The sequence below is a fragment of the Guptibacillus hwajinpoensis genome, assembly GCF_001039475.1.
Taxonomy (GTDB): domain Bacteria; phylum Bacillota; class Bacilli; order Bacillales; family Guptibacillaceae; genus Guptibacillus; species Guptibacillus hwajinpoensis.
On record NZ_LELK01000004.1, the window covers coordinates 771441 to 791130 of the forward strand.

18 protein-coding genes, 1 tRNA gene and 1 other RNA gene are annotated in these 19690 nt (G+C 42.0%); 17 read left to right on the forward strand and 3 right to left on the reverse strand.

The window, feature by feature from the left end:
- From AB986_RS13965 to AB986_RS13975, 3 genes are all read left to right on the forward strand, one after another.
- Entirely contained in the window at window positions 1-972 is a 972-nt protein-coding gene (locus AB986_RS13965) for a gluconeogenesis factor YvcK family protein (protein ID WP_048311736.1), read from the forward strand.
- Between the two features lie 40 nt (window positions 973-1012).
- Window positions 1013-1954, forward strand: a complete 942-nt coding sequence (gene whiA / locus AB986_RS13970; RefSeq protein ID WP_048311738.1) for a DNA-binding protein WhiA — start codon at window positions 1013-1015, stop codon at window positions 1952-1954.
- 244 nt (window positions 1955-2198) lie between these two features.
- Window positions 2199-2453: an HPr family phosphocarrier protein gene (locus AB986_RS13975; protein ID WP_048311739.1), complete on the forward strand. Its 255-nt coding sequence runs from the start codon at window positions 2199-2201 to the stop codon at window positions 2451-2453.
- Window positions 2454-2757: 304 nt separating this feature from the next.
- Here AB986_RS13975 and clpP read toward each other — a convergent pair whose 3' ends face one another.
- Together clpP and AB986_RS13985 are read right to left on the reverse strand one after the other, a co-directional pair.
- On the reverse strand, window positions 2758-3342 hold the full coding sequence (gene clpP, locus AB986_RS13980) for an ATP-dependent Clp endopeptidase proteolytic subunit ClpP (RefSeq protein WP_048311741.1): 585 nt from the start codon (window positions 3340-3342) through the stop codon (window positions 2758-2760).
- A 164-nt stretch (window positions 3343-3506) separates the two neighbouring features.
- Window positions 3507-3893 carry a YhjD family protein gene (locus AB986_RS13985; RefSeq protein WP_048311742.1) on the reverse strand — a complete coding sequence of 129 codons (387 nt, stop codon included), beginning with the start codon at window positions 3891-3893 and terminating at the stop codon, window positions 3507-3509.
- 177 nt (window positions 3894-4070) lie between these two features.
- Here AB986_RS13985 and AB986_RS13990 point away from each other — a divergent pair.
- Window positions 4071-4149 (forward strand) — tRNA-Arg (locus AB986_RS13990).
- A 405-nt stretch (window positions 4150-4554) separates the two neighbouring features.
- Here the strand turns inward: AB986_RS13990 and AB986_RS13995 are convergent.
- A complete protein-coding gene (locus tag AB986_RS13995; protein WP_048311743.1) occupies window positions 4555-4836 on the reverse strand; it encodes a hypothetical protein in 282 nt (93 codons plus the stop codon).
- A gap of 189 nt (window positions 4837-5025) precedes the next feature.
- On the opposite strand from AB986_RS13995, the gene rpoN reads away from it, so the two are divergent.
- The 13 genes from rpoN (at window position 5026) to ssrA (ending at window position 19463) form a co-directional block, all read left to right on the forward strand.
- The gene (gene rpoN / locus AB986_RS14000) at window positions 5026-6321 is read left to right on the forward strand and encodes an RNA polymerase factor sigma-54 (RefSeq protein WP_048311744.1); all 1296 of its coding nucleotides are present in this window, start codon (window positions 5026-5028) and stop codon (window positions 6319-6321) included.
- A gap of 78 nt (window positions 6322-6399) precedes the next feature.
- A complete protein-coding gene (locus AB986_RS14005) occupies window positions 6400-6636 on the forward strand; it encodes a glutaredoxin family protein (protein WP_048311746.1) in 237 nt (78 codons plus the stop codon).
- Between the two features lie 155 nt (window positions 6637-6791).
- A complete protein-coding gene (locus tag AB986_RS14010; protein WP_048311748.1) occupies window positions 6792-7820 on the forward strand; it encodes a sugar-binding transcriptional regulator in 1029 nt (342 codons plus the stop codon).
- 50 nt (window positions 7821-7870) lie between these two features.
- Complete coding sequence (gene gap / locus AB986_RS14015; RefSeq protein WP_048311749.1) at window positions 7871-8878, forward strand: type I glyceraldehyde-3-phosphate dehydrogenase; 1008 nt, start codon at window positions 7871-7873, stop codon at window positions 8876-8878.
- 130 nt (window positions 8879-9008) lie between these two features.
- Window positions 9009-10193, forward strand: a complete 1185-nt coding sequence (locus AB986_RS14020) for a phosphoglycerate kinase (RefSeq protein WP_048311751.1) — start codon at window positions 9009-9011, stop codon at window positions 10191-10193.
- Window positions 10194-10232: 39 nt separating this feature from the next.
- Window positions 10233-10994, forward strand: coding sequence for a triose-phosphate isomerase (gene tpiA, locus AB986_RS14025; RefSeq protein ID WP_048311754.1), 762 nt, complete (start codon window positions 10233-10235; stop codon window positions 10992-10994).
- Window positions 10987-12519: a 2,3-bisphosphoglycerate-independent phosphoglycerate mutase gene (gpmI, locus tag AB986_RS14030; protein ID WP_048311756.1), complete on the forward strand. Its 1533-nt coding sequence runs from the start codon at window positions 10987-10989 to the stop codon at window positions 12517-12519. Before tpiA ends, gpmI begins: the two co-directional genes overlap by 8 nt.
- 24 nt (window positions 12520-12543) lie before the next feature.
- Window positions 12544-13833 carry a phosphopyruvate hydratase gene (gene eno, locus AB986_RS14035; RefSeq protein WP_048311758.1) on the forward strand — a complete coding sequence of 430 codons (1290 nt, stop codon included), beginning with the start codon at window positions 12544-12546 and terminating at the stop codon, window positions 13831-13833.
- A 613-nt stretch (window positions 13834-14446) separates the two neighbouring features.
- Window positions 14447-14677, forward strand: coding sequence for a preprotein translocase subunit SecG (gene secG / locus AB986_RS14040; protein ID WP_048311759.1), 231 nt, complete (start codon window positions 14447-14449; stop codon window positions 14675-14677).
- A gap of 656 nt (window positions 14678-15333) precedes the next feature.
- A complete protein-coding gene (locus AB986_RS14045; protein ID WP_048311761.1) occupies window positions 15334-16080 on the forward strand; it encodes an alpha/beta hydrolase in 747 nt (248 codons plus the stop codon).
- A gap of 33 nt (window positions 16081-16113) precedes the next feature.
- The gene (gene rnr, locus AB986_RS14050; RefSeq protein ID WP_048311763.1) at window positions 16114-18441 is read left to right on the forward strand and encodes a ribonuclease R; all 2328 of its coding nucleotides are present in this window, start codon (window positions 16114-16116) and stop codon (window positions 18439-18441) included.
- A gap of 96 nt (window positions 18442-18537) precedes the next feature.
- The gene (gene smpB / locus AB986_RS14055; RefSeq protein ID WP_048311765.1) at window positions 18538-19005 is read left to right on the forward strand and encodes an SsrA-binding protein SmpB; all 468 of its coding nucleotides are present in this window, start codon (window positions 18538-18540) and stop codon (window positions 19003-19005) included.
- A gap of 99 nt (window positions 19006-19104) precedes the next feature.
- Window positions 19105-19463: a transfer-messenger RNA gene (gene ssrA, locus AB986_RS21795) on the forward strand.
- The last annotated feature ends 227 nt before the right edge of the window (window positions 19464-19690 follow it).

The following is a 19690-nucleotide window of genomic DNA, read 5'->3' on the forward strand; positions in this document are numbered from 1 at the left end:
ATGGATGACACTAATCTGCCAAAGGCTGTTGTCATTGGTGGAGGAACAGGCCTATCTGTACTACTTCGTGGACTTAAAACGTTTCCTGTAGACATTACTGCAATTGTTACGGTCGCAGATGACGGAGGAAGTTCAGGACGTTTGCGTGAAGAGTTTGATATTCCTCCGCCAGGCGATGTGCGAAACGTAATTACGGCTTTATCAGAGGTTGAACCTTTACTAGAAGGACTTATGCAACACCGCTTTAAGAATGGAAATGGTCTATCAGGACATTCACTTGGCAATTTAATGCTTGCAGCGATGACTGATATTACCGGAGATTTTGTTCAAGGTGTGAGAGAAATGTGCCGTGTTCTTAACGTACGCGGTAAGGTACTTCCTGCATCTAATCAAAGCGTTGTTCTACATGCTGAAATGGCTGATGGTACATTTGTTAAAGGCGAATCTCAAATTCCAAAAATGAACAAGACCATTAAAAAAGTATTCCTCTCACCACCTGGTATTAAAGCTCTTCCGGAATCGTTACAGGCGATTCGTGAAGCGGATCTCATTGTACTTGGTCCAGGGAGTCTTTATACAAGTATCCTTCCAAATTTACTAGTGCCGGGCGTTGCACATGAAATCCGGCAAGCAAAGGGAAGAAAAGTATACGTATGTAACGTGATGACCCAGTTAGGTGAGACAGAAAATTATACAGCGAGTGACCACGTGCAGGCACTCATTGACCACATCGGTTATAAACTTATGGATACCATTATTGTTAACGAACAGATTATTCCATCTTTTTATGCAAAACGCTATGCACAAGAACGAGCAGAAGTTGTGCAATACGACGAAAATCGTCTAAAGAGCTTTGGTTTTGAAGTTATAAGTGATAAGATTATCCAATACGATGAGAAGTATGTACGCCATGATGCGAAGAAGATATCATCTATTCTTTTATCGTTATTAGACGATAAAAAATCAGGGTGAAGGGTCAGTGGGGTCCCTGCATGGAAAAGGGGGGATGGCAATGTCATTTGCTGCTGATACAAAGAAAGAGTTAACACAGCTAGAAAGTAAAGCATGCTGTGCAAGATCAGAGCTAGCAGCACTCATACGAATGAACGGATCTATATCGTTTGGTAACAGACAATTGATCCTGAATATTCCGACTGAACATGCTGCCATTGCAAGAAGGATCTATACGCTTATTAAGCGAATTTACAATTATGATGTTGAACTGCTAGTCCGTAAGAAAATGAGACTTAAGAAGAACAATGTTTACATTGTTCGTGTATCCGCGAAGGCGAGAGAATTACTTGAGGATCTTGGTATTATGGATAGTGCATTCACATTCACTAGAACTATTTCTATCGATTTTACGAAAAAAAATTGCTGTAAACGTTCTTATCTAAGAGGAGCATTTCTTGCTGGAGGATCCATTAACCATCCGGAAACTTCTTACCATCTAGAGATCTTCTCCATGTATGAAGAGCATACAGAATCTCTTTGTAACTTAATGAATGAGTTCGGATTAAATGCTAAAATGCTTGAACGAAAAAAAGGCTATATTGTTTATATCAAAGAAGGCGAGAAAATCACAGAGTTTCTAAGTGTAGTAGGTGCACATCAGGCGCTCCTCTATTTCGAAGATGTCCGCATTATGAAAGATATGCGCAATTCGGTTAATCGAATTGTAAATTGTGAAACTGCCAATTTGAACAAAACTGTCGGCGCAGCTTTTCGTCAGGTTGAAAACATCCGTTTCATCGAAAAAGAGGTTGGACTTGAGATTCTCCCTGATAAATTGAGGGAAATCGCTGTTCTTCGTGTAAAGCATCAGGATGTCACGTTGAAAGAACTTGGTGAAATGGTAACTGGTGGAGCAATAAGCAAATCGGGCATCAATCATCGTTTGCGTAAGATTGATCAGATTGCCGACAAACTGCGAACAGGTAGTCCTATTTCATAAATGAACAGTTGAAAAAGAAAAGCTTCCACCAGCAGTTGGTGGAGAGCTACTTTTTCTACTAATAAGTAAGTTACAATAAGAAAAACGTTGTCTTCAGAATGGAGCACACGTTTTTCTAACTTTTTCTGATTTTGAGATAGCGCTTACTTATCCAAATAATAAGAAAGTATAGAATTCAGTGATGTCTTGCCATAACGCTCAGGTAGGTTAATCATCTGCTCTATTTAATGGGAGGAATGAAGAAGTGGTTCAAAAAGAAGTTGTTGTTACGTTAGATACAGGATTGCAAGCACGCCCTGCGGCATTATTCGTTCAGGAAGCAAATCGATTTAACTCGGACATTTTCCTCGAAAAAGATGGGAAAAAAGTAAATGCCAAAAGCATTATGGGTATCATGAGCCTAGCTGTTGGAACAGGAGCTTCTGTTATCTTGACAGTAGACGGCAATGATGAAGAAGATGCGATCTCTTCATTAATCGAATTTGTACAAAAAGGTTAGCATGACAGGCTTCCGCTAAAACCTAGCAGAAGCCTTTTTTTATGTTTTCTGGTGTTATTTCCGCTCCAGGGTGCTCGCTTTCCGCGGGGCGGGCGGTGAGCCTCCTCGTCGCTTACGCTCCTGCGGGGTCTCACCTGTCCCGCTAATCCCGCAGGAGTCGAGCACCCTTCCGCTCCAATCAATTATGTCGTGCGTTTCTCATATACTAAACCGTTCGAAAGCAATAAACTCTTTAGAAAGAAGCTTCTATTAAAACACGACAAAAAAACGCCTCTCCCATTTCGGGAGAGGCGTTTTGAACGTTTTAAGCTTTTTTCTCCATTACTTCGTCGATCAAGCCGTATTCTTTCGCTTCATTTGCTTCCATGAAACGGTCACGATCAGTGTCGCGATCAATTGTTTCAAGTGGCTGACCTGTACGCTCAGCAAGAATTTTGTTAAGCTTTTCGCGCATTTGGATAATGCGTTTTGCGTGAATCTCAATGTCTGATGCTTGACCTTGCGTACCACCTAATGGTTGGTGAATCATAACTTCACTGTTTGGAAGTGCATAACGTTTTCCTGGCTCACCAGCTGCAAGAAGGAATGCCCCCATGGAAGCTGCCATACCAATACAGATAGTAGAAACTTTTGGTTTAATGAACTGCATTGTATCGTAAATTGCCATTCCTGCTGTGATTGAACCACCAGGGCTGTTAATGTAAAGTGAAATATCTTTGTCAGGATCTTCAGCTGCTAGGAAAAGTAGCTGTGCTACTACTGCGTTTGATACGTTATCATCGATTGCAGTACCAAGCATGATGATGCGGTCTTTAAGAAGACGAGAATAGATGTCGTACGCTCTTTCACCGCGGTTTGTTTGTTCAATTACCGTTGGAATTAAAACCATTTTAAATTCCTCCCTTATTTTCATTAAATATGTAGTTGCTGTACGTTCATCATACCTAAAAGGTCAATATAGGTCAAATGAAGTGCTGTGCGATTTTATCAATAGAGGAATAGAGGTTGCTTTCCCCCGTCCACCTACATCCATTTTCCCCGCGTTCCTTTATTTTAAACGGATCGACTGTTCCTTTTTTGAAAGCGACTATCCGTAAGAAAGTATGCGGTGATTCTTCTCTCTACTTGATTTCTTATTTGAACAGAACTATAACGGTACGTTTGATTATAGCCACGACAATACACTGTACAAATAACAATCTCATCTTTTGTATTCTCTATATAAACTCGAATACCTTTCGAATAGAGAAGCGATTTTGCTTGTTTTAAATCTTGAACAGCAAGTGAAACGACATGACGTAAAAGTTCCAAATAAGGTCGTGGAAGTTTCATATGAGAATGTGCAATCCAATTCATATCGAGTTCCAGCACTTTTTTAAGGTAAGGAAGTATGATGTAATTTCGTACAGCCTTAGTCTCTTCTTTACTTAATTGGAACATGAATGCCACCGCCTGTTGAGAACATGTGTTTGGTTCAACTTTACTATGAGACGTTTGAGACGTCAAGAAGTAGTATAAAAGCAATAGGGTATTTGAATAAGTAAAGCCGGTAGGATAGGGAAAACTCATCTTGCAAAAAAGAGGGTCATCACGTATAATAATCCTTGCGCTGAACATGCGCCCGTAGCTCAGTCGGATAGAGCGGTGGTTTCCGGTACCGCGTCAGTCGGGGGTTCGAATCCCTCCGGGCGCACCAATTACATAATTTCACAATCCCTCTCGCAATGCGAGGGGGATTTTTTGTGCTCAATAGATCAGGGTGCGATAAAGACTGTTATGGATGGTTTCTTGTTTTCTATGAAATAAAAAGGCTCTTTTCGTAAACATCGTTGCTATAGGAGTGGGGTAATTTCCGCTCCAGGATGCTCGCTTTCCGCGGGGCGGGACACTTGAGCCTCCTCGTCGCTATCGCTCCTGAGGGGTCTCACCTGTCCCGCTCATCCCGTAGGAGTCGAGCATCCTTCTGCTCCAATCACTAATTGTGGTTTTTTTTCAATATTTGTATCAAAAGCTACAATCTTTTAGATAAGAGACTTTAGAAAAAAGCCAATAAAAAAGAAGAGTAGAACTCGTCCACTCTTCGTGCTATTAGTCTTACCTTCTAACACGGCTTATTTTCATCTTCGTCTTTTTGTTTTTTGCTTGCTCCAATCATCGTGTTTTTGAAGCCTGAGTGCATTCCAGTAGCGCATAAACCAAGCCATAATCCAACAAAGAAGGCTTTCTTGAAATCTCCGGGATCGACATAAACATGACTCATCACAATTCCGATAACGATTGAAAGGATGGGTGAAAATCTACACGGAAAACCAAACACCTTAAAAAGGTGAACAATTCCAATGATGACTGGAAGCAAAGCAATTCCATATACAGCTAAATCCATGGTATTTGCCTCCTTTTCTCTCTATAAGACAGTTTATGTAGAAATTTGACCTAAGGACGGGCTTTTTCATCAATTTACATAAAAAAAGGTGTCAAGACCTGCCGTTAAGTAACAGAAAATTCTGGTGATTTTCTTTTTTCCATACCATAAGATAAAGCTATATAGTATGATAAAGGTGGAGGGATTGCGATGGAATTAGGATTGATTCAAAAGCAGACAACGAAACTAGTCATGACAACCCAGTTGCATCAGGCAATTTCGATACTACAATATTCTACGGCTGAATTAATGGAGTATGTGAAAGAGCAGGCTCTTGAGAATCCTCTTATAGAATTGCAGACTTCATCCTGGGAAGGTGGCGTTCGTTCTTCGAAACGAGTATATGATGGGGAGACCAAGAAGGATCCACTCGAGTATGCGGAATCAAGAAAAACCTTACAGGATGAGCTTCACGAACAAGCTAGATGTTTAAAGCTGACACCCAGGATTGAAAGTCTTGTTCATTACCTTATCGATAACGTGGATGATGCCGGCTATTTAAGATTGAATGAATTTGAAATGATGTCTTTACTTCATGTACAGAAAGACGAAATAGACGAAGCGGTTCGACATGTTCAGCTTCTTGATCCTATAGGAATTGGCGCGCGTTCTCTTTCGGAATGTCTTTATTTACAGCTTAATGAATCGAATTCATTAAATGAGCTGGCTCGTGTTTTAGTTCAAGAGAATTTGAAAGCGCTAGCAGAGAAAAAGTTTAGAGACCTTGCTAAAGAGTACAGCGTATCCACAGTAGAAATACAGCGTGCAGCTGACCTAATTGCAACACTCGATCCTCGTCCAGGGTCAAAATGGGCTGTTGAGAGACCGTCTTACGTTGTGCCAGATGTAATGATTGTCGAAAAGAACGGTACATTTACAATCACCTTATTAGATGACGAATTACCCGCTATGAAAGTAAGTAACGACTATAAATCATTTAAAACGATTGAAGCAGCTGAATATTTAAAAGATAAGTACCAGCAGGTTAACTGGCTATTAAAAAGCATCGAGCAAAGGAAGCAAACGCTGCGTTCAATTATGAAAGTTTTTATAATGCATCAGCAAAGATTCTTGAAATATGGTGTAGCTGATCTTGCACCTTTAACATTGAAAGAAGTGGCGTTGGAAGCGAACGTTCATGAGTCAACGGTGAGTCGAGCAATCAAAAGTAAATATGTCCAAACGCCTCATGGTTTGTTTGCATTAAAAGATTTATTTACTTCACGACTATCGAGTGACTCATTAGAAGGTACCTCTTCATCTAGTGTAAAATTGTTCATTAAGGAACTTGTTGAGAATGAGAGTAAGCTAAAGCCACTCTCGGATCAGAAAATAGTAGAAGCGCTTCATATCCAGAAAGGCGTGGAAGTATCGAGAAGAACAATTGCGAAGTATCGAGATGAATTGAACATCGTTAGTTCTTCAAAACGAAAAAGGTTTGTATAACAGCTGCAGAGGCAGCTGATTTTTTTTGCTTAGAATTCTTCTATTCAGTAAACTAAAGAAAGACAGGAGGTTTAGTAGATGGGAAAGTCGGTTATTTTGTATACGAAGGAGAATTGTCCTCTTTGCGATGAAGCATATTACCTTCTCCAAGATCTCCAAGAAGAGGTGGACTTTACCTTTGAAACAGAGGATATTTATCAAGATGAAGAACTTTTGGAGAAGTTTATGGTGATGATTCCAGTAGTTGAAGTGGATGGAGAAGTAGTCGATTATGGGCGATTATCAAAAATATCGCTAAGAAAACGCTTACTTTAAAATTTTCAGTATATCATAGTTGCCCATGCTTTTGGCAACTGCTACAATGAAAATTGTAAGAAGTTCTTTTTTGATCCAGGTGGGACTAAAAATGTCTAAGCGGGACATAATACGTCTCAGTTAGGAAAAGAAAAGAATCACAGGGGAGACGAATTATGCGCTCATTATTGTCACTTCAACAAAAACTATTACCGGACATGCTGGAGGTTATGAATAAGCGCTATAGAGTATTGAGACAGTTAAGACTGATGCAGCCAATTGGTAGACGCAGTCTTGCGAACAGTCTCGATATAACCGAAAGGGTACTTAGAAGTGAAGTTACTTTCCTGAAAGATCAGGGGTTGCTTGAAATGTCTATCCAAGGCATGCATTTGACCGAGGAAGGCGAACAGCTTCTAATGGAATTGGAACCGGTTATGAATGAAGTATCCGGTCTTGATAACCTTGAGGAACGTTTGAAAGAAGCGCTCAACATTCCAGAAGTCTTTATTGTTCCTGGTGATAGCGATGATACTCCCTGGGTAAAGAAAGAAATGGGTAGAGCCGCAGTGGGACGCTTGAAAAAGTTTCAGCTCACGCGTAGAGTGATTGCTGTAACAGGCGGTACCACACTCGCAGGTGTAGCCGACATGATGATTCCTTCGTCTGATATGGAAGGAACGCTGTTTGTACCGGCCCGTGGTGGTCTTGGCGAACAGGTTGAAAATCAGGCAAACACCATATGTGCGAAGATGGCGCGAAAAGCCCATACTGATTATCGTTTGCTTCATGTACCTGATCAATTAAGCGAAGAGGCTTATCAATCTTTAATTGAAGAACCTGGTGTGAAAGATTTACTTGGAATTATCAAGTCAGCCGGTATTGTGATTCATGGGATTGGAGAAGCTAAAACAATGGCGCAGAGGCGTAAATCCACGCTTGATGTGATTGACAAGATTGAGCAGGAACACGCTGTCGCTGAAGCGTTCGGGTATTACTTCAATCAGTCAGGAGAAGTCGTTCATAAAGTGAAGACAATCGGACTGCAACTCGAAGATTTGGAACGAAGTGAACTAGTCATTGCGGTAGCCGGCGGCCGTTCGAAAGCGAAAGCCATCGAAGCCTATCTAAAGACTGGCATTCAAAGCATCCTCGTCACTGATGAAGGTGCAGCAAAAGCGTTACTAGAGGGTACATCCCTTTAATAAATAAAACACACCTCGGGAAACGAGGAAATTCAAGGAGGAACTACACAATGGCAACAAAAGTAGGTATTAACGGTTTTGGACGTATTGGACGTAATGTATTCCGCGCAGCACTAAACAACCCTGGTGTTGATATCGTAGCTGTAAACGATCTTACAGATGCAAACATGCTTGCGCATCTTCTTAAATACGATTCCGTACACGGAGAACTTAATGTAGAAGTAGAAGTTAACGGTGAGAACCTTGTAGTTAACGGAACTGAAATCAAAGTTCTTTCTGAGCGCGACCCTGCACAACTTGGTTGGGGAGACCTTGGTGTTGAAGTGGTTATCGAATCCACTGGACGTTTCACAAACCGTGAAGACGCTGCGAAGCACCTTGAAGCAGGCGCTAAGAAAGTTGTCATCTCCGCACCAGCTAAAGACGAAGACATCACAGTTGTTCTTGGTGTTAACGAAGACAAGTACGATGCAGCTAGCCACCACGTAATCTCAAACGCATCTTGTACAACAAACTGTCTTGCACCAGTTGCTAAAGTATTGAACGACAAGTTCGGTATCAAGCGTGGTCTAATGACAACAACTCACTCTTATACAAACGATCAGCAAATTCTTGATCTTCCACATAAAGACTACCGTCGTGCACGTGCGGCAGCTGAAAACATCATTCCAACATCTACAGGCGCTGCTAAAGCAGTATCTCTTGTACTTCCAGAGCTTGATGGTAAGTTGAATGGTATGGCTATGCGTGTACCTACTCCAAACGTATCAATCGTTGACCTTGTAGCTGAACTTGATGCTGATGTATCTGTTGACGAAGTAAACGCTGCTCTTAAAGAAGCTGCTGAAGGCGACCTTAAAGGATACCTTGGTTACAGCGACGAGCCACTAGTATCAAAAGACTACAATGGTAACCCTAATTCTTCAATCGTAGATGGTCTTTCTACAATGGGTATCGATGGTAACATGGTAAAAGTTATCTCTTGGTACGACAACGAGTGGGGTTATTCTAACCGCGTTGTAGACCTAGTCGACTACATTGCTGCAAAAGGGCTATAATAAGAATTGTTAATAGAGGAGGAGGAAGTCTTGAGCCTTCCTCCTTTTCCATGTATTTTAGGAATTATAGCTCCATTTAAAAGGTTTGAGAGATTACCTTTATTAATTTTTGCAGAGGAGGACACGCGTGATGAACAAAAAATCAATTCGCGACGTCGAGTTAAAAGGCAAAAAGGTATTTTGCCGCGTTGATTTCAATGTACCTATGAAAGATGGAAAGGTAACAGACGAAACACGCATTAAAGCTGCACTTCCTACGATTCAGCATTTGTCTGATCAAGGAGCAAAAGTAATCCTTGCAAGTCATTTGGGTCGTCCTAAAGGTGAAGCTGTTGATGAGTTACGTCTTGATCCGGTTGCAGACCGCTTAAGTGATCTCATTGGCAAAACCGTTACAAAAACAGACGCTGTCTATGGTGAAGAAGTAGACCGTGCTATTGAAGACCTTCAAGAAGGCGATCTTCTTCTTATTGAGAATGTTCGTTTTGAAGCTGGAGAAGAGAAGAATGATGAAGAACTTGCGAAGAAATTTGCTGCAATGGCAGATCTCTATGTAAACGATGCTTTTGGAGCTGCACACCGTGCGCATGCTTCAACAGAAGGTATTGCTCATCATATTCCTGCTGTAGCTGGTTTCTTGATGGAAAAAGAGCTTGAAGTACTTGGTAGTGCTCTAACAGAGCCATCTCGTCCTTTCACAGCTATCGTTGGTGGAGCAAAAGTAAAAGACAAAATCGGTGTAATTGATCACCTACTTGATAAAGTAGATAACTTGATCATTGGCGGCGGTCTTGCTTATACATTTGTGAAAGCACTTGGACATGAAGTTGGTTTGTCTCTTCTTGAAGAAGACAAAATCGATCTTGCTAAATCATTCATGGATAAGGCAAAAGAAAAAGGCGTTAACTTCTACATGCCAGAAGACGTTATCATTGGTGATGATTTCTCAAATGATGCAAACACGAAAGTCGTAAGCATCGAAGAAATTCCTTCCGATTGGGAAGCACTTGATATCGGACCGAAAACGAGAGAAACGTACAGCAAAGTAATCGCTGACTCTAAACTCGTTATCTGGAACGGACCAATGGGTGTATTTGAACTAGAAGTTTATGCTAATGGTACAAAAGCTGTAGCTGAAGCTCTAGCAAATGCAAATGACACGTACTCTGTTATCGGTGGCGGAGATTCTGCAGCAGCTGTAGAGAAATTCGGATATGCTGATCAAATGAGTCATATTTCTACTGGTGGCGGTGCATCTCTTGAATTCATGGAAGGTAAAGAACTTCCAGGCGTTGTCGCACTTAATGACAAGTAAAATACTTATGTTTAATTCTAAAAAGGATGGTGAGTGAACATGCGCAAACCAATCATCGCAGGTAACTGGAAGATGAACAAAACACTTACGGAAACAAAAAGCTTTGTTGACGAAGTGAAAGGACTTATTCCTGATGGCAATCGCGTAGATTCCGTTGTCTGTGCTCCTGCTCTTTTCCTTGATTATTTAACGGATGAGCTAGAAGGAACAGCACTTCATGTAGGTGCTCAAAATATGCACTTTGAAGAAAACGGCGCGTTTACAGGTGAAATTAGCCCTGTAGCACTTAACGATCTTGGAGTAGGCTACGTTATTCTTGGCCACTCAGAACGTCGTGAGCTATTTGGTGAAACGGACGAAGTTGTTAACCAGAAGACTCATGCTGCGTTCAAACATAACCTAACACCGATCATCTGTGTTGGTGAAACGCTTGAACAGCGTGAAAGCGACGTTACAGAAGATATCGTGAAAGCACAAGTTCAAAAAGCAATTGCTGGTCTTACAAATGAACAGGTAGCTCAATCTGTTATTGCATATGAGCCTATCTGGGCAATTGGAACTGGTAAAACAGCAACAAGCGATCAAGCGAACGATGTATGTTCGTTTATCCGCGGCGTACTAAAAGATGAAACATCTGACGAAACAGCTAATGCGGTTCGTATCCAATATGGTGGCAGTGTTAAACCTGGTAACATTGAAGAGCTTATGGGTAAATCCGACATTGATGGAGCTTTAGTCGGCGGCGCGAGCCTTGATGCGAAATCTTTCCTTCAGCTTTTGGAGGCTGGTCAGAATGCCTAAAAAGCCAGAAGCTTTAATTATCCTTGATGGTTTCGGCCTAAGGGATGAGGAAAAAGGAAATGCCGTAGCACACGCTAACAAACCTAACTTTGATCGTTATTGGAACCAATACCCACACGCTACCCTACAGGCGAGTGGTAAAGCTGTTGGACTTCCAGATGGACAAATGGGTAACTCTGAAGTTGGTCACTTGAATATCGGCGCAGGCCGTATTGTGTACCAAAGTTTAACAAGAGTGAATCTTTCTATTGAAGAAGGCGACTTCTTCGAGAACGAAACGTTTCTAGAGGCTATTGACCATGCGAAGAAAAAGGGGACAAGCCTACACTTGTTCGGACTTCTTTCTGACGGTGGTATTCATAGTCACATCAAACATCTTTTTGCTCTTCTTGAACTAGCTGCAAAGCAAGGACTAGAAGATGTCTATGTTCACGGATTCCTTGATGGTCGTGATGTTGGCCAACAATCTGCGAAAACCTACATTGAGCAGTTAGAGGACAAAATGAAAGAAGTCGGCGTTGGTCGTCTAGCGACGCTATCAGGCCGTTATTATTCCATGGACCGTGACAAGCGTTGGGATCGTGTAGAGAAGTCTTACCGTGCCCTGGCATACGGTGAAGGTCCTTCTTACAAAGACCCATACGAATTAGTTGATGATAATTACAAAAATGAAATCTATGATGAATTCGTTCTTCCTTCTGTCATGACTGAAGAAGACGGTTCACCGATTGCGACGGTAGATGATGAAGACGCAGTGATCTTCTTTAACTTCCGTCCTGACCGAGCAATCCAGATTTCACAAGTCTTTACGAATGATGATTTCCGCGGTTTCGATCGTGGAGAAGAACGTCCTAAAAATCTCCACTTTGTCTCACTTACTCGTTTTAGTGAAACAGTTGGAGGCGACGTTGCTTTCAAACCAACAAATCTTGATAACACGCTTGGCGAAGTATTAGCACAACAGGATTACACTCAGCTTCGTATTGCTGAGACAGAGAAATACCCACACGTTACTTTCTTCTTTAGCGGTGGACGCGAAGAAGAGTTTCCTGGTGAAGAACGTATTCTTATCGACTCTCCGAAGGTTGCAACCTATGACTTGAAGCCGGAGATGAGCGCTTACGAAGTAACGGACGCGTTACTGAAAGAACTCGATGCCGATAAGCACGATGCGATTATTTTGAACTTTGCTAACCCTGACATGGTAGGGCATTCCGGAATGCTTGAACCGACAGTCAAAGCGATTGAAGCTGTAGACGAATGTCTTGGTAAGATCGTGGACAAAATTACTGAAAAAGGCGGACATGCCATTATTACCGCTGACCACGGGAACTCAGATGAAGTTACAACGCTTGATGGCGATGCGATGACTGCTCATACAACGAGTCCTGTACCTGTTATTGTTACAAAAGACGGTGCTGAGCTTCGTACAGATGGTATTCTTGCGGACCTTTCACCAACCCTTCTTGATTTGCTTGGCGGCAAGCAACCGAAAGAAATGACAGGAAAATCATTAATTAAATAACGAACATTTAAAGGAGATGACATTATGCCAATCATTACTGACGTATATGCACGCGAAGTCCTAGACTCCCGTGGTAATCCAACAGTTGAAGTAGAAGTATTTACAGACGCGGGCGTAAAAGCACGCGCAATGGTACCATCTGGTGCATCCACTGGAGAATACGAAGCAGTTGAGCTTCGTGACGGTGACAAAGATCGTTACCTTGGTAAAGGTGTAGAAAAAGCAGTATCGAACATTAACGAAACAATCGCTCCTGAGCTAGTAGGTATGAGCGTTTATGACCAACTAGGAATCGACCACATGATGATCGACCTTGACGGTACTGACAACAAAGGTAACCTTGGCGCTAACGCTATCCTTGGTGTATCTATGGCTGTAGCTCGTGCTGCTGCTGAAGAACTTGAACTACCACTTTATGTATACCTTGGTGGATTCAACGCGAAAACTCTTCCAACACCAATGATGAACATCCTTAACGGTGGAGAGCACGCTGATAACAACGTAGACATTCAAGAATTTATGGTTATGCCTGTTGGCGCACCTTCTTTCAAAGAAGCACTACGTACAGGTGCAGAAATTTTCCACAGCTTGAAAGGTGTTCTTAAAGCAAAAGGACTTAACACTTCTGTAGGTGACGAAGGTGGATTCGCTCCTAACCTTGGTTCAAACGAAGAAGCGATCCAAACAATCATTGAAGCAATCGAAAAAGCTGGTTACAAGCCAGGCGAAGAAGTTATGATCGCACTTGACGTTGCATCTTCTGAAATCTACAGCGACGGTAAATATAACCTTGCTGGAGAAGGCGTTGTAAAAACGTCTGAAGAAATGATCGAATTCTACAGCCAGCTTTGTGAGAAATACCCGATCATCTCGATCGAAGACGGTCTTGATGAAAACGACTGGGAAGGTTGGGAGAAACTTACTCAAGCTCTTGGTGAGAAAGTTCAACTTGTTGGTGACGATCTTTTCGTTACAAACACAAACAAACTTTCTGAAGGAATCGAGCGTAGCGTAGGTAACTCGATCCTAATTAAAGTTAACCAAATCGGTACACTTACTGAAACGTTTGATGCAATCGAAATGGCGAAACGCGCTGGTTACACAGCTGTTATCTCTCACCGTTCTGGTGAAACAGAAGATACAACAATCGCTGACATCGCTGTTGCAACAAATGCTGGACAAATCAAAACAGGCGCACCGTCTCGTACGGACCGCGTTGCGAAGTACAACCAGCTTCTTCGTATCGAAGACGAGCTTGAGCACCTTGCAATCTACGGTGGTCGCACTAGCTTCTACAACTTAGATAAGAAGTAAGTTGAACAACCCCCGCGTGAAAGCGCGGGGGTTTCTTTTGATGGGTGCTTTTCTTTTTCTAGGCTATGTTAATAAACGGTATTGATTTTTGGCTCATTTACGCCCTGGGGTGACCAAACGCTTCGAGCAAATTCATTTGCTCAGACGATTGGTCACCCCAGGGCGACCTTTCAGCAGAGCTGAAAGGCGAGTGAAACTGAGGTTTCACTCGAATAAGCCAAAAATCGAGAAATTAACAATATGAGCTAACATAGCCTTTTTTAAGTGATTTTGTTTTGAAGACGGGTTTGTATGACGAACCACACTTCACAGCTGATTGTAGCGGAAGGTGCTCGACTCCTGCGGGATTAGCGGGACAGGTGAGACCCCACAGGAGCGTAAGCGACGAGGAGGCTCACCGCCCGCCCCGCGGAAAGCGAGCACCTGGAGCGCAAATCAGCCACCACTCTTATCGCAACAAGGTCTACAAAAACAGTTGGTACCACTCAAGAAGTGTTAACACAATGTTAAGAAGGTATGAGAATGTCCTCTATTCCCGAAATAGATTGCTTTTACTGAAAATTTTATGGTAAATTTATAGTATTGGAAAGGCTATAGTCCGGGAGGTGGAATCATGCATCTTGCAGCAACAATTGCGTTAGTTATCGTATCAGTCTTATTAATCACTGTTGTCTTGCTTCAATCAGGTAAAAGCGCTGGATTATCAGGAGCGATTACAGGTGGAGCGGAACAATTATTCGGAAAACAGAAAGCCCGTGGGTTTGAAGCGGTTTTAAATAAAGTAACGGTCGTACTCGCCGTTTTGTTCTTCGTTCTTTCAATTCTCGTTGCGTATCTTGTGTAACGTATTAGAGAAAGCAGCAGGTGTGATCCACTTGCTGCTTTTTTCATTTATAAAGAATGATTTTTTTAAATGGCTCTTTTCTAAAGGCTCTTTTCTAAAAGATTGTTGTTTTTGAAACAATTATTGAATAAAAAACCACACTTAGTGATTGGAGCGGAAGGATGCTCGACTCCTGCGGGACTAGCGGGACAGGTGAGACCCCGCAGGAGCGTTAGGGACGAGGAGGCTCACCGCCCGCCCCGCGGAAAGCGAGCATCCTGGAGCGGAAATTGAACCACTCATATAGGAACATTGTTTACGAAAAGAGCCTTTCTAAAAGATTGTTGTTTTTGAAAGTATTTTCGTAAAAGAACCTGACTACGCTAATTGGAGCGGAAGGATGCAAGTCCCGTAGAAAGCGAGCACCTGGAGCGGAAATTAACATTTCTCCATAGAAACAATGTCTATGACACCAACGATTAAGCTAAATTCAAAAAGCTGGTTTTTTGTCGAATAGAAGAGGGAAAGAAGAGAGAAGACGAATTTCTTTTGCCTTCCGTTCCAAACAGGTAAAATATAGTAAGAGAGATACATTACAACTTTCAAGGGCAGGATAAACCGCATTTTTGAAGGTAAAACTAATATTATGACCGGATCACTATGAGGAGGATTACAGCATGAAAGTAGTTGCACCCAAGCCATTTACATTTGAGGGAGGCAATCGCGCGGTATTAATGTTGCATGGCTTTACAGGAAATTCAGCTGATGTAAGAATGATGGGAAGATATCTACAGGAGCAAGGTTACACATGTCATGCGCCCCAATATGATGGACATGGTGTGCCACCTGAGGAGTTAGTACATACAGGTCCAAAAGACTGGTGGAAAAACGTAATGGATGGCTATGAAAAGCTTAAGGGGATGGGCCATGATGAAATTGCAGTTGTTGGGTTATCTCTTGGAGGCGTATTTTCTCTAAAGCTAGGCTATACTGTTCCTGTAAAGGGAATCGTACCCATGTGCGCTCCAATGGATATGAAAGATGAAGAAACGATGTATCAGGGTGTCCTCTCCTATGCGAGAGAATATAAGAAATTCGAACGTAAAACTCCTGAACAAATTGAAGAGGAAATGGAAGCATTTAAGGAAACGCCTATGAACACGCTTGGTGAATTAAGAGACTTAATCTACGACGTTCGCGAAAACATTGATATGATTTATGCACCAACATTTGTCGCACAAGCTCGTCATGACGAAATGATCAATACAGAAAGCGCAACTATTATTCACGATCATATTGAAGCGGATGAGAAAAGTCTTAAATGGTACGAGAACTCGACGCATGCCATCACGCTTGGTAAAGAGAAAGAACAGCTTCATAAAGATGTACATGCATTTTTAGATGGCCTTGAGTGGTCAGAGTAATAATTTAGTTAACTAGAAAGAAGGTGGAAGACAATGGCAGAAGAACATTATGAGAAAATATTGAGCTTCATGAGAGACGAGGCATACAAGCCTCTTACCGTTCAGGAGCTTGAAGAAGTGTTTGGTCTAAAAGACTCCAGTGAATTTAAGGAATTTGTTAAAACGTTAAATGGTTTGGAAGATGAAGGGTTAATCGTTAGAACAAGAAGCAATCGCTACGGTATTCCTGAGAAGATGAACCTAGTACGAGGTAAGCTTCAGGTTCATGCGAAAGGATTTGCATTTCTCATTTCCGATAGTGATACAGGTGAGAAAGATGTATACATTAATCAAGGTGATTTAGAAGGAGCAATGAATGGCGACCGCGTGATCGTTCGTCTTCATCAAAAATCATCAGGAACTCGTCCGGAAGGTACAGTCATCCGGATTATTGAGCGTGGTGTGAAGCGCACGGTCGGTACGTATTCTGATAGCAAGCACTTTGGTTTTGTTATTGCTGATGATAAACGCATCCCTCACGATATCTTTGTTCCAAAAGGTTCAACCGGTGGTGCTGTTGATGGCCACAAAGTAGTTGTCGAAATTACCAAATATCCTGAAGGTCGCATGAGTGCTGAAGGACGTATTACCGAAATCCTTGGCCACAAAAACGATCCAGGCGTCGATATTTTATCAATCATCTATAAGCACGAGCTTCCAGGTGAATTCCCTGAAGCTGCGATGGATCAAGCTCATAAAACCCCAGATCAAATCGATGAGAAAGAAATTGAAGGAAGACGAGATCTTCGTGAAGATACCATCGTTACGATTGATGGTGCCGATGCGAAAGACTTGGATGATGCTGTTAATGTTGAGAAGCTTCCAAACGGTAACTATAAGCTTGGCGTTCACATTGCTGACGTAACGTATTATGTAACAGAGAATTCTCCTATTGATCAGGAAGCTCTTGATCGTGGAACGAGTGTCTATCTTGTAGACCGCGTTATTCCAATGATTCCACATCGACTTTCAAATGGTATTTGTAGCTTAAATCCTCAAGTCGATCGTTTGACCATTTCTTGTGAAATGGAAATTTCGCCACAGGGTGAAGTTGTAAACCATGAGATCTTCCCAAGTGTCATTCGTACGAATGAACGAATGACTTATACAGATGTACGTAAAATCCTTCAGCGTGAAGATGATGAAGTGCTTGAGCGCTACAAATCTCTTGTACCATTTTTCGATGGCATGGGTGAGCTTGCAGAAATTCTACGTAAAGGTCGTTTCGAACGAGGCGCAATTGATTTTGATTTCGCTGAAGCGAAAGTCCTTGTCGATGAAGAAGGAACTCCACAAGAAATTGTACAGCGTGAACGTTCAGTAGCTGAGCGATTAATTGAAGAATTTATGCTTGTCGCAAACGAAACCGTCGCACAGCATTTTCACTTTATGGAAGTGCCGTTCATGTATCGTATTCACGAAGATCCAGATGCGGATAAGCTTAATACGTTCTTCGAGTTCATTACAAACTTCGGTTATGTTGTGAGAGGGAATGCCAATACGGTTCATCCTCGCGCGTTGCAGAAGCTTTTAGAAGAAGTGAAAGGTGAGCCTGAAGAAGCTGTTATTAGTAAAGTGATGCTTCGTTCTATGCAACAGGCGAAGTATTTCCCTGAAAGTCTAGGTCACTTTGGACTATCTACAGACTTCTATACACATTTCACATCACCAATTCGTCGTTATCCTGATTTGATTGTGCATCGTTTAATTCGCACGTACCTCTTCGAGAAGAAGGTTGATAATCAGACGATTTCCAAATGGAACGAATCGCTAGGTGAAATCGCTCAGCACGCTTCCGCAATGGAAAGACGTGCAGTCGAGGCAGAACGCGAAACAGATGATCTGAAGAAAGCTCAGTTTATGTTAGATAAAATTGGGGAAGAGTTTGAAGGTGTCATTAGTGGCGTAACGAACTTTGGTTTGTTTGTTGAATTACCGAATACAATTGAAGGTCTTGTTCACGTTAGTTATTTAACAGATGACTATTACCATTATGACGAAGGTGCTTATGCGATGATTGGCGAACGGACAGGTAATGTCTATCGCATCGGTGATGAGATCTCGATTCGCGTATTGAATGTTAACATTGATGATCGCGCAATTGACTTTGAGATCGTTGGTATGAAGCCACCGAAAGAACGTCGCAGAAGAGAGACCCCGAAAGTTATTGAAGGCGGTAAGCGTAAAAAACGCGGTAAGTCTTCAAACAAAACAACAGATGCCGGCTCTAAAAAGCGAAAGTTCTCTCCGCCAAAAGACGGTCAAGGAACGAAAAAGAAGCCGAAAAACAAAAAGAAAAAGCGTCGAAATAACAATGCTTAAATAGAAAGAAGCAAGTCATCGGTCAGAGTAAGTCATCTTGACTTATTCTGACCAAATTGATATACTGGAGTTCGACGTTTGAGAGGGGGGACGGTCATGCCAAAAGGTGATGGTGGACTCATTGCACAAAACAAAAAGGCTAGACATGATTATTCAGTTATTGAAACATACGAAGCAGGATTGGTTCTACAAGGTACTGAAATCAAATCCATCAGGGCAAGACGCGTAAACCTGAAAGACTCTCATGCGATCATTCGTAAAGGTGAAATCTTTCTCTTGAATATGCACATCAACGAGTATGAGCAGGGCAATCGATTTAATCACGATCCAACTCGTACACGTAAGCTGTTGATGAAACGCAAAGAGATTGATAAGCTCATAGGCCTTACGAAAGAGCAAGGTTATACGGTCATTCCGCTTAAAGTCTACATCAAGAATGGTTACGCTAAAGTGCTTCTTGGTCTTGCCAAAGGTAAGAAAAAGTACGACAAGCGTCAGGATCTGAAAGATAAGACGATGAAGCGTGAAGTAGATAAAGCATTGAAAGAGCGTCAACGGATATAGTTTCCATTTGATTGGAAGTTCGTTTATGTTATACTAAAATTACCGAAACACATTACTAAGCTTAACTGCTTACCCGTTTTCGGTTCTCATTTCTTATATGGGGACGTTACGGATTCGACAGGGGTAGGTCGAGCTTAAGTCGCGAGTCGAGTTGGCGAGCTACGTTAAAAACGCCATGCCTATAACTGGCAAAGAAAACAACAACTTCGCACTAGCAGCGTAAGCTGTTTTGCGGTTCCTCCCTCCATCGCCCATGTGGTAGGGTAAGGGACTCAACTTAAGTGGGATACGCCAACAATCCACCGTCTGAGGAAAGTTGGAAGAGATTAACCAGACTAGCTACAAAGACGCCTGTCGTTAGGCAGAATTGTAGTGAAACAATAATATAACGACTACACTCGTAGAAGCTTAAGTGCCGATACTTCTGGACGTGGGTTCGACTCCCACCGTCTCCACCAAATACATATTTGGTGGTTTTTTTATATCTAAAAACTTTCTCTATGTGATTGTTGTTCTTAAAAGAAAAAAAGTCACACATAGCTAATTCCCGCTTTCAGCAACAATATATACGAAAAGATCATACCTAAATGACCAAGGATTTGCCACCTCAGGCAAATCCTTTTTTGTATTGATTTATCGTGCATCGTTAATAATGAAAGAAGACCTTAACATCTCAACTTCGAAG

Excerpts from the sequence above, each read along its gene's own strand:
- clpP (WP_048311741.1), bottom strand. The coding sequence starts at position 3,342 with ATGGTTTTAATTCCAACGGTAATTGAACAAACAAACCGCGGTGAAAGA.
- smpB (WP_048311765.1), top strand. The coding sequence starts at position 18,538 with ATGCCAAAAGGTGATGGTGGACTCATTGCACAAAACAAAAAGGCTAGA.
- AB986_RS13995 (WP_048311743.1), bottom strand. The coding sequence starts at position 4,836 with ATGGATTTAGCTGTATATGGAATTGCTTTGCTTCCAGTCATCATTGGA.
- rpoN (WP_048311744.1), top strand. The coding sequence starts at position 5,026 with ATGGAATTAGGATTGATTCAAAAGCAGACAACGAAACTAGTCATGACA.
- AB986_RS13965 (WP_048311736.1), top strand. The coding sequence starts at position 1 with ATGGATGACACTAATCTGCCAAAGGCTGTTGTCATTGGTGGAGGAACA.
- secG (WP_048311759.1), top strand. The coding sequence starts at position 14,447 with ATGCATCTTGCAGCAACAATTGCGTTAGTTATCGTATCAGTCTTATTA.
- gap (WP_048311749.1), top strand. The coding sequence starts at position 7,871 with ATGGCAACAAAAGTAGGTATTAACGGTTTTGGACGTATTGGACGTAAT.
- AB986_RS14010 (WP_048311748.1), top strand. The coding sequence starts at position 6,792 with ATGCGCTCATTATTGTCACTTCAACAAAAACTATTACCGGACATGCTG.
- eno (WP_048311758.1), top strand. The coding sequence starts at position 12,544 with ATGCCAATCATTACTGACGTATATGCACGCGAAGTCCTAGACTCCCGT.
- AB986_RS13985 (WP_048311742.1), bottom strand. The coding sequence starts at position 3,893 with ATGTTCCAATTAAGTAAAGAAGAGACTAAGGCTGTACGAAATTACATC.
- tpiA (WP_048311754.1), top strand. The coding sequence starts at position 10,233 with ATGCGCAAACCAATCATCGCAGGTAACTGGAAGATGAACAAAACACTT.
- AB986_RS14045 (WP_048311761.1), top strand. The coding sequence starts at position 15,334 with ATGAAAGTAGTTGCACCCAAGCCATTTACATTTGAGGGAGGCAATCGC.
- AB986_RS14005 (WP_048311746.1), top strand. The coding sequence starts at position 6,400 with ATGGGAAAGTCGGTTATTTTGTATACGAAGGAGAATTGTCCTCTTTGC.
- AB986_RS14020 (WP_048311751.1), top strand. The coding sequence starts at position 9,009 with ATGAACAAAAAATCAATTCGCGACGTCGAGTTAAAAGGCAAAAAGGTA.
- whiA (WP_048311738.1), top strand. The coding sequence starts at position 1,013 with ATGTCATTTGCTGCTGATACAAAGAAAGAGTTAACACAGCTAGAAAGT.
- gpmI (WP_048311756.1), top strand. The coding sequence starts at position 10,987 with ATGCCTAAAAAGCCAGAAGCTTTAATTATCCTTGATGGTTTCGGCCTA.
- rnr (WP_048311763.1), top strand. The coding sequence starts at position 16,114 with ATGGCAGAAGAACATTATGAGAAAATATTGAGCTTCATGAGAGACGAG.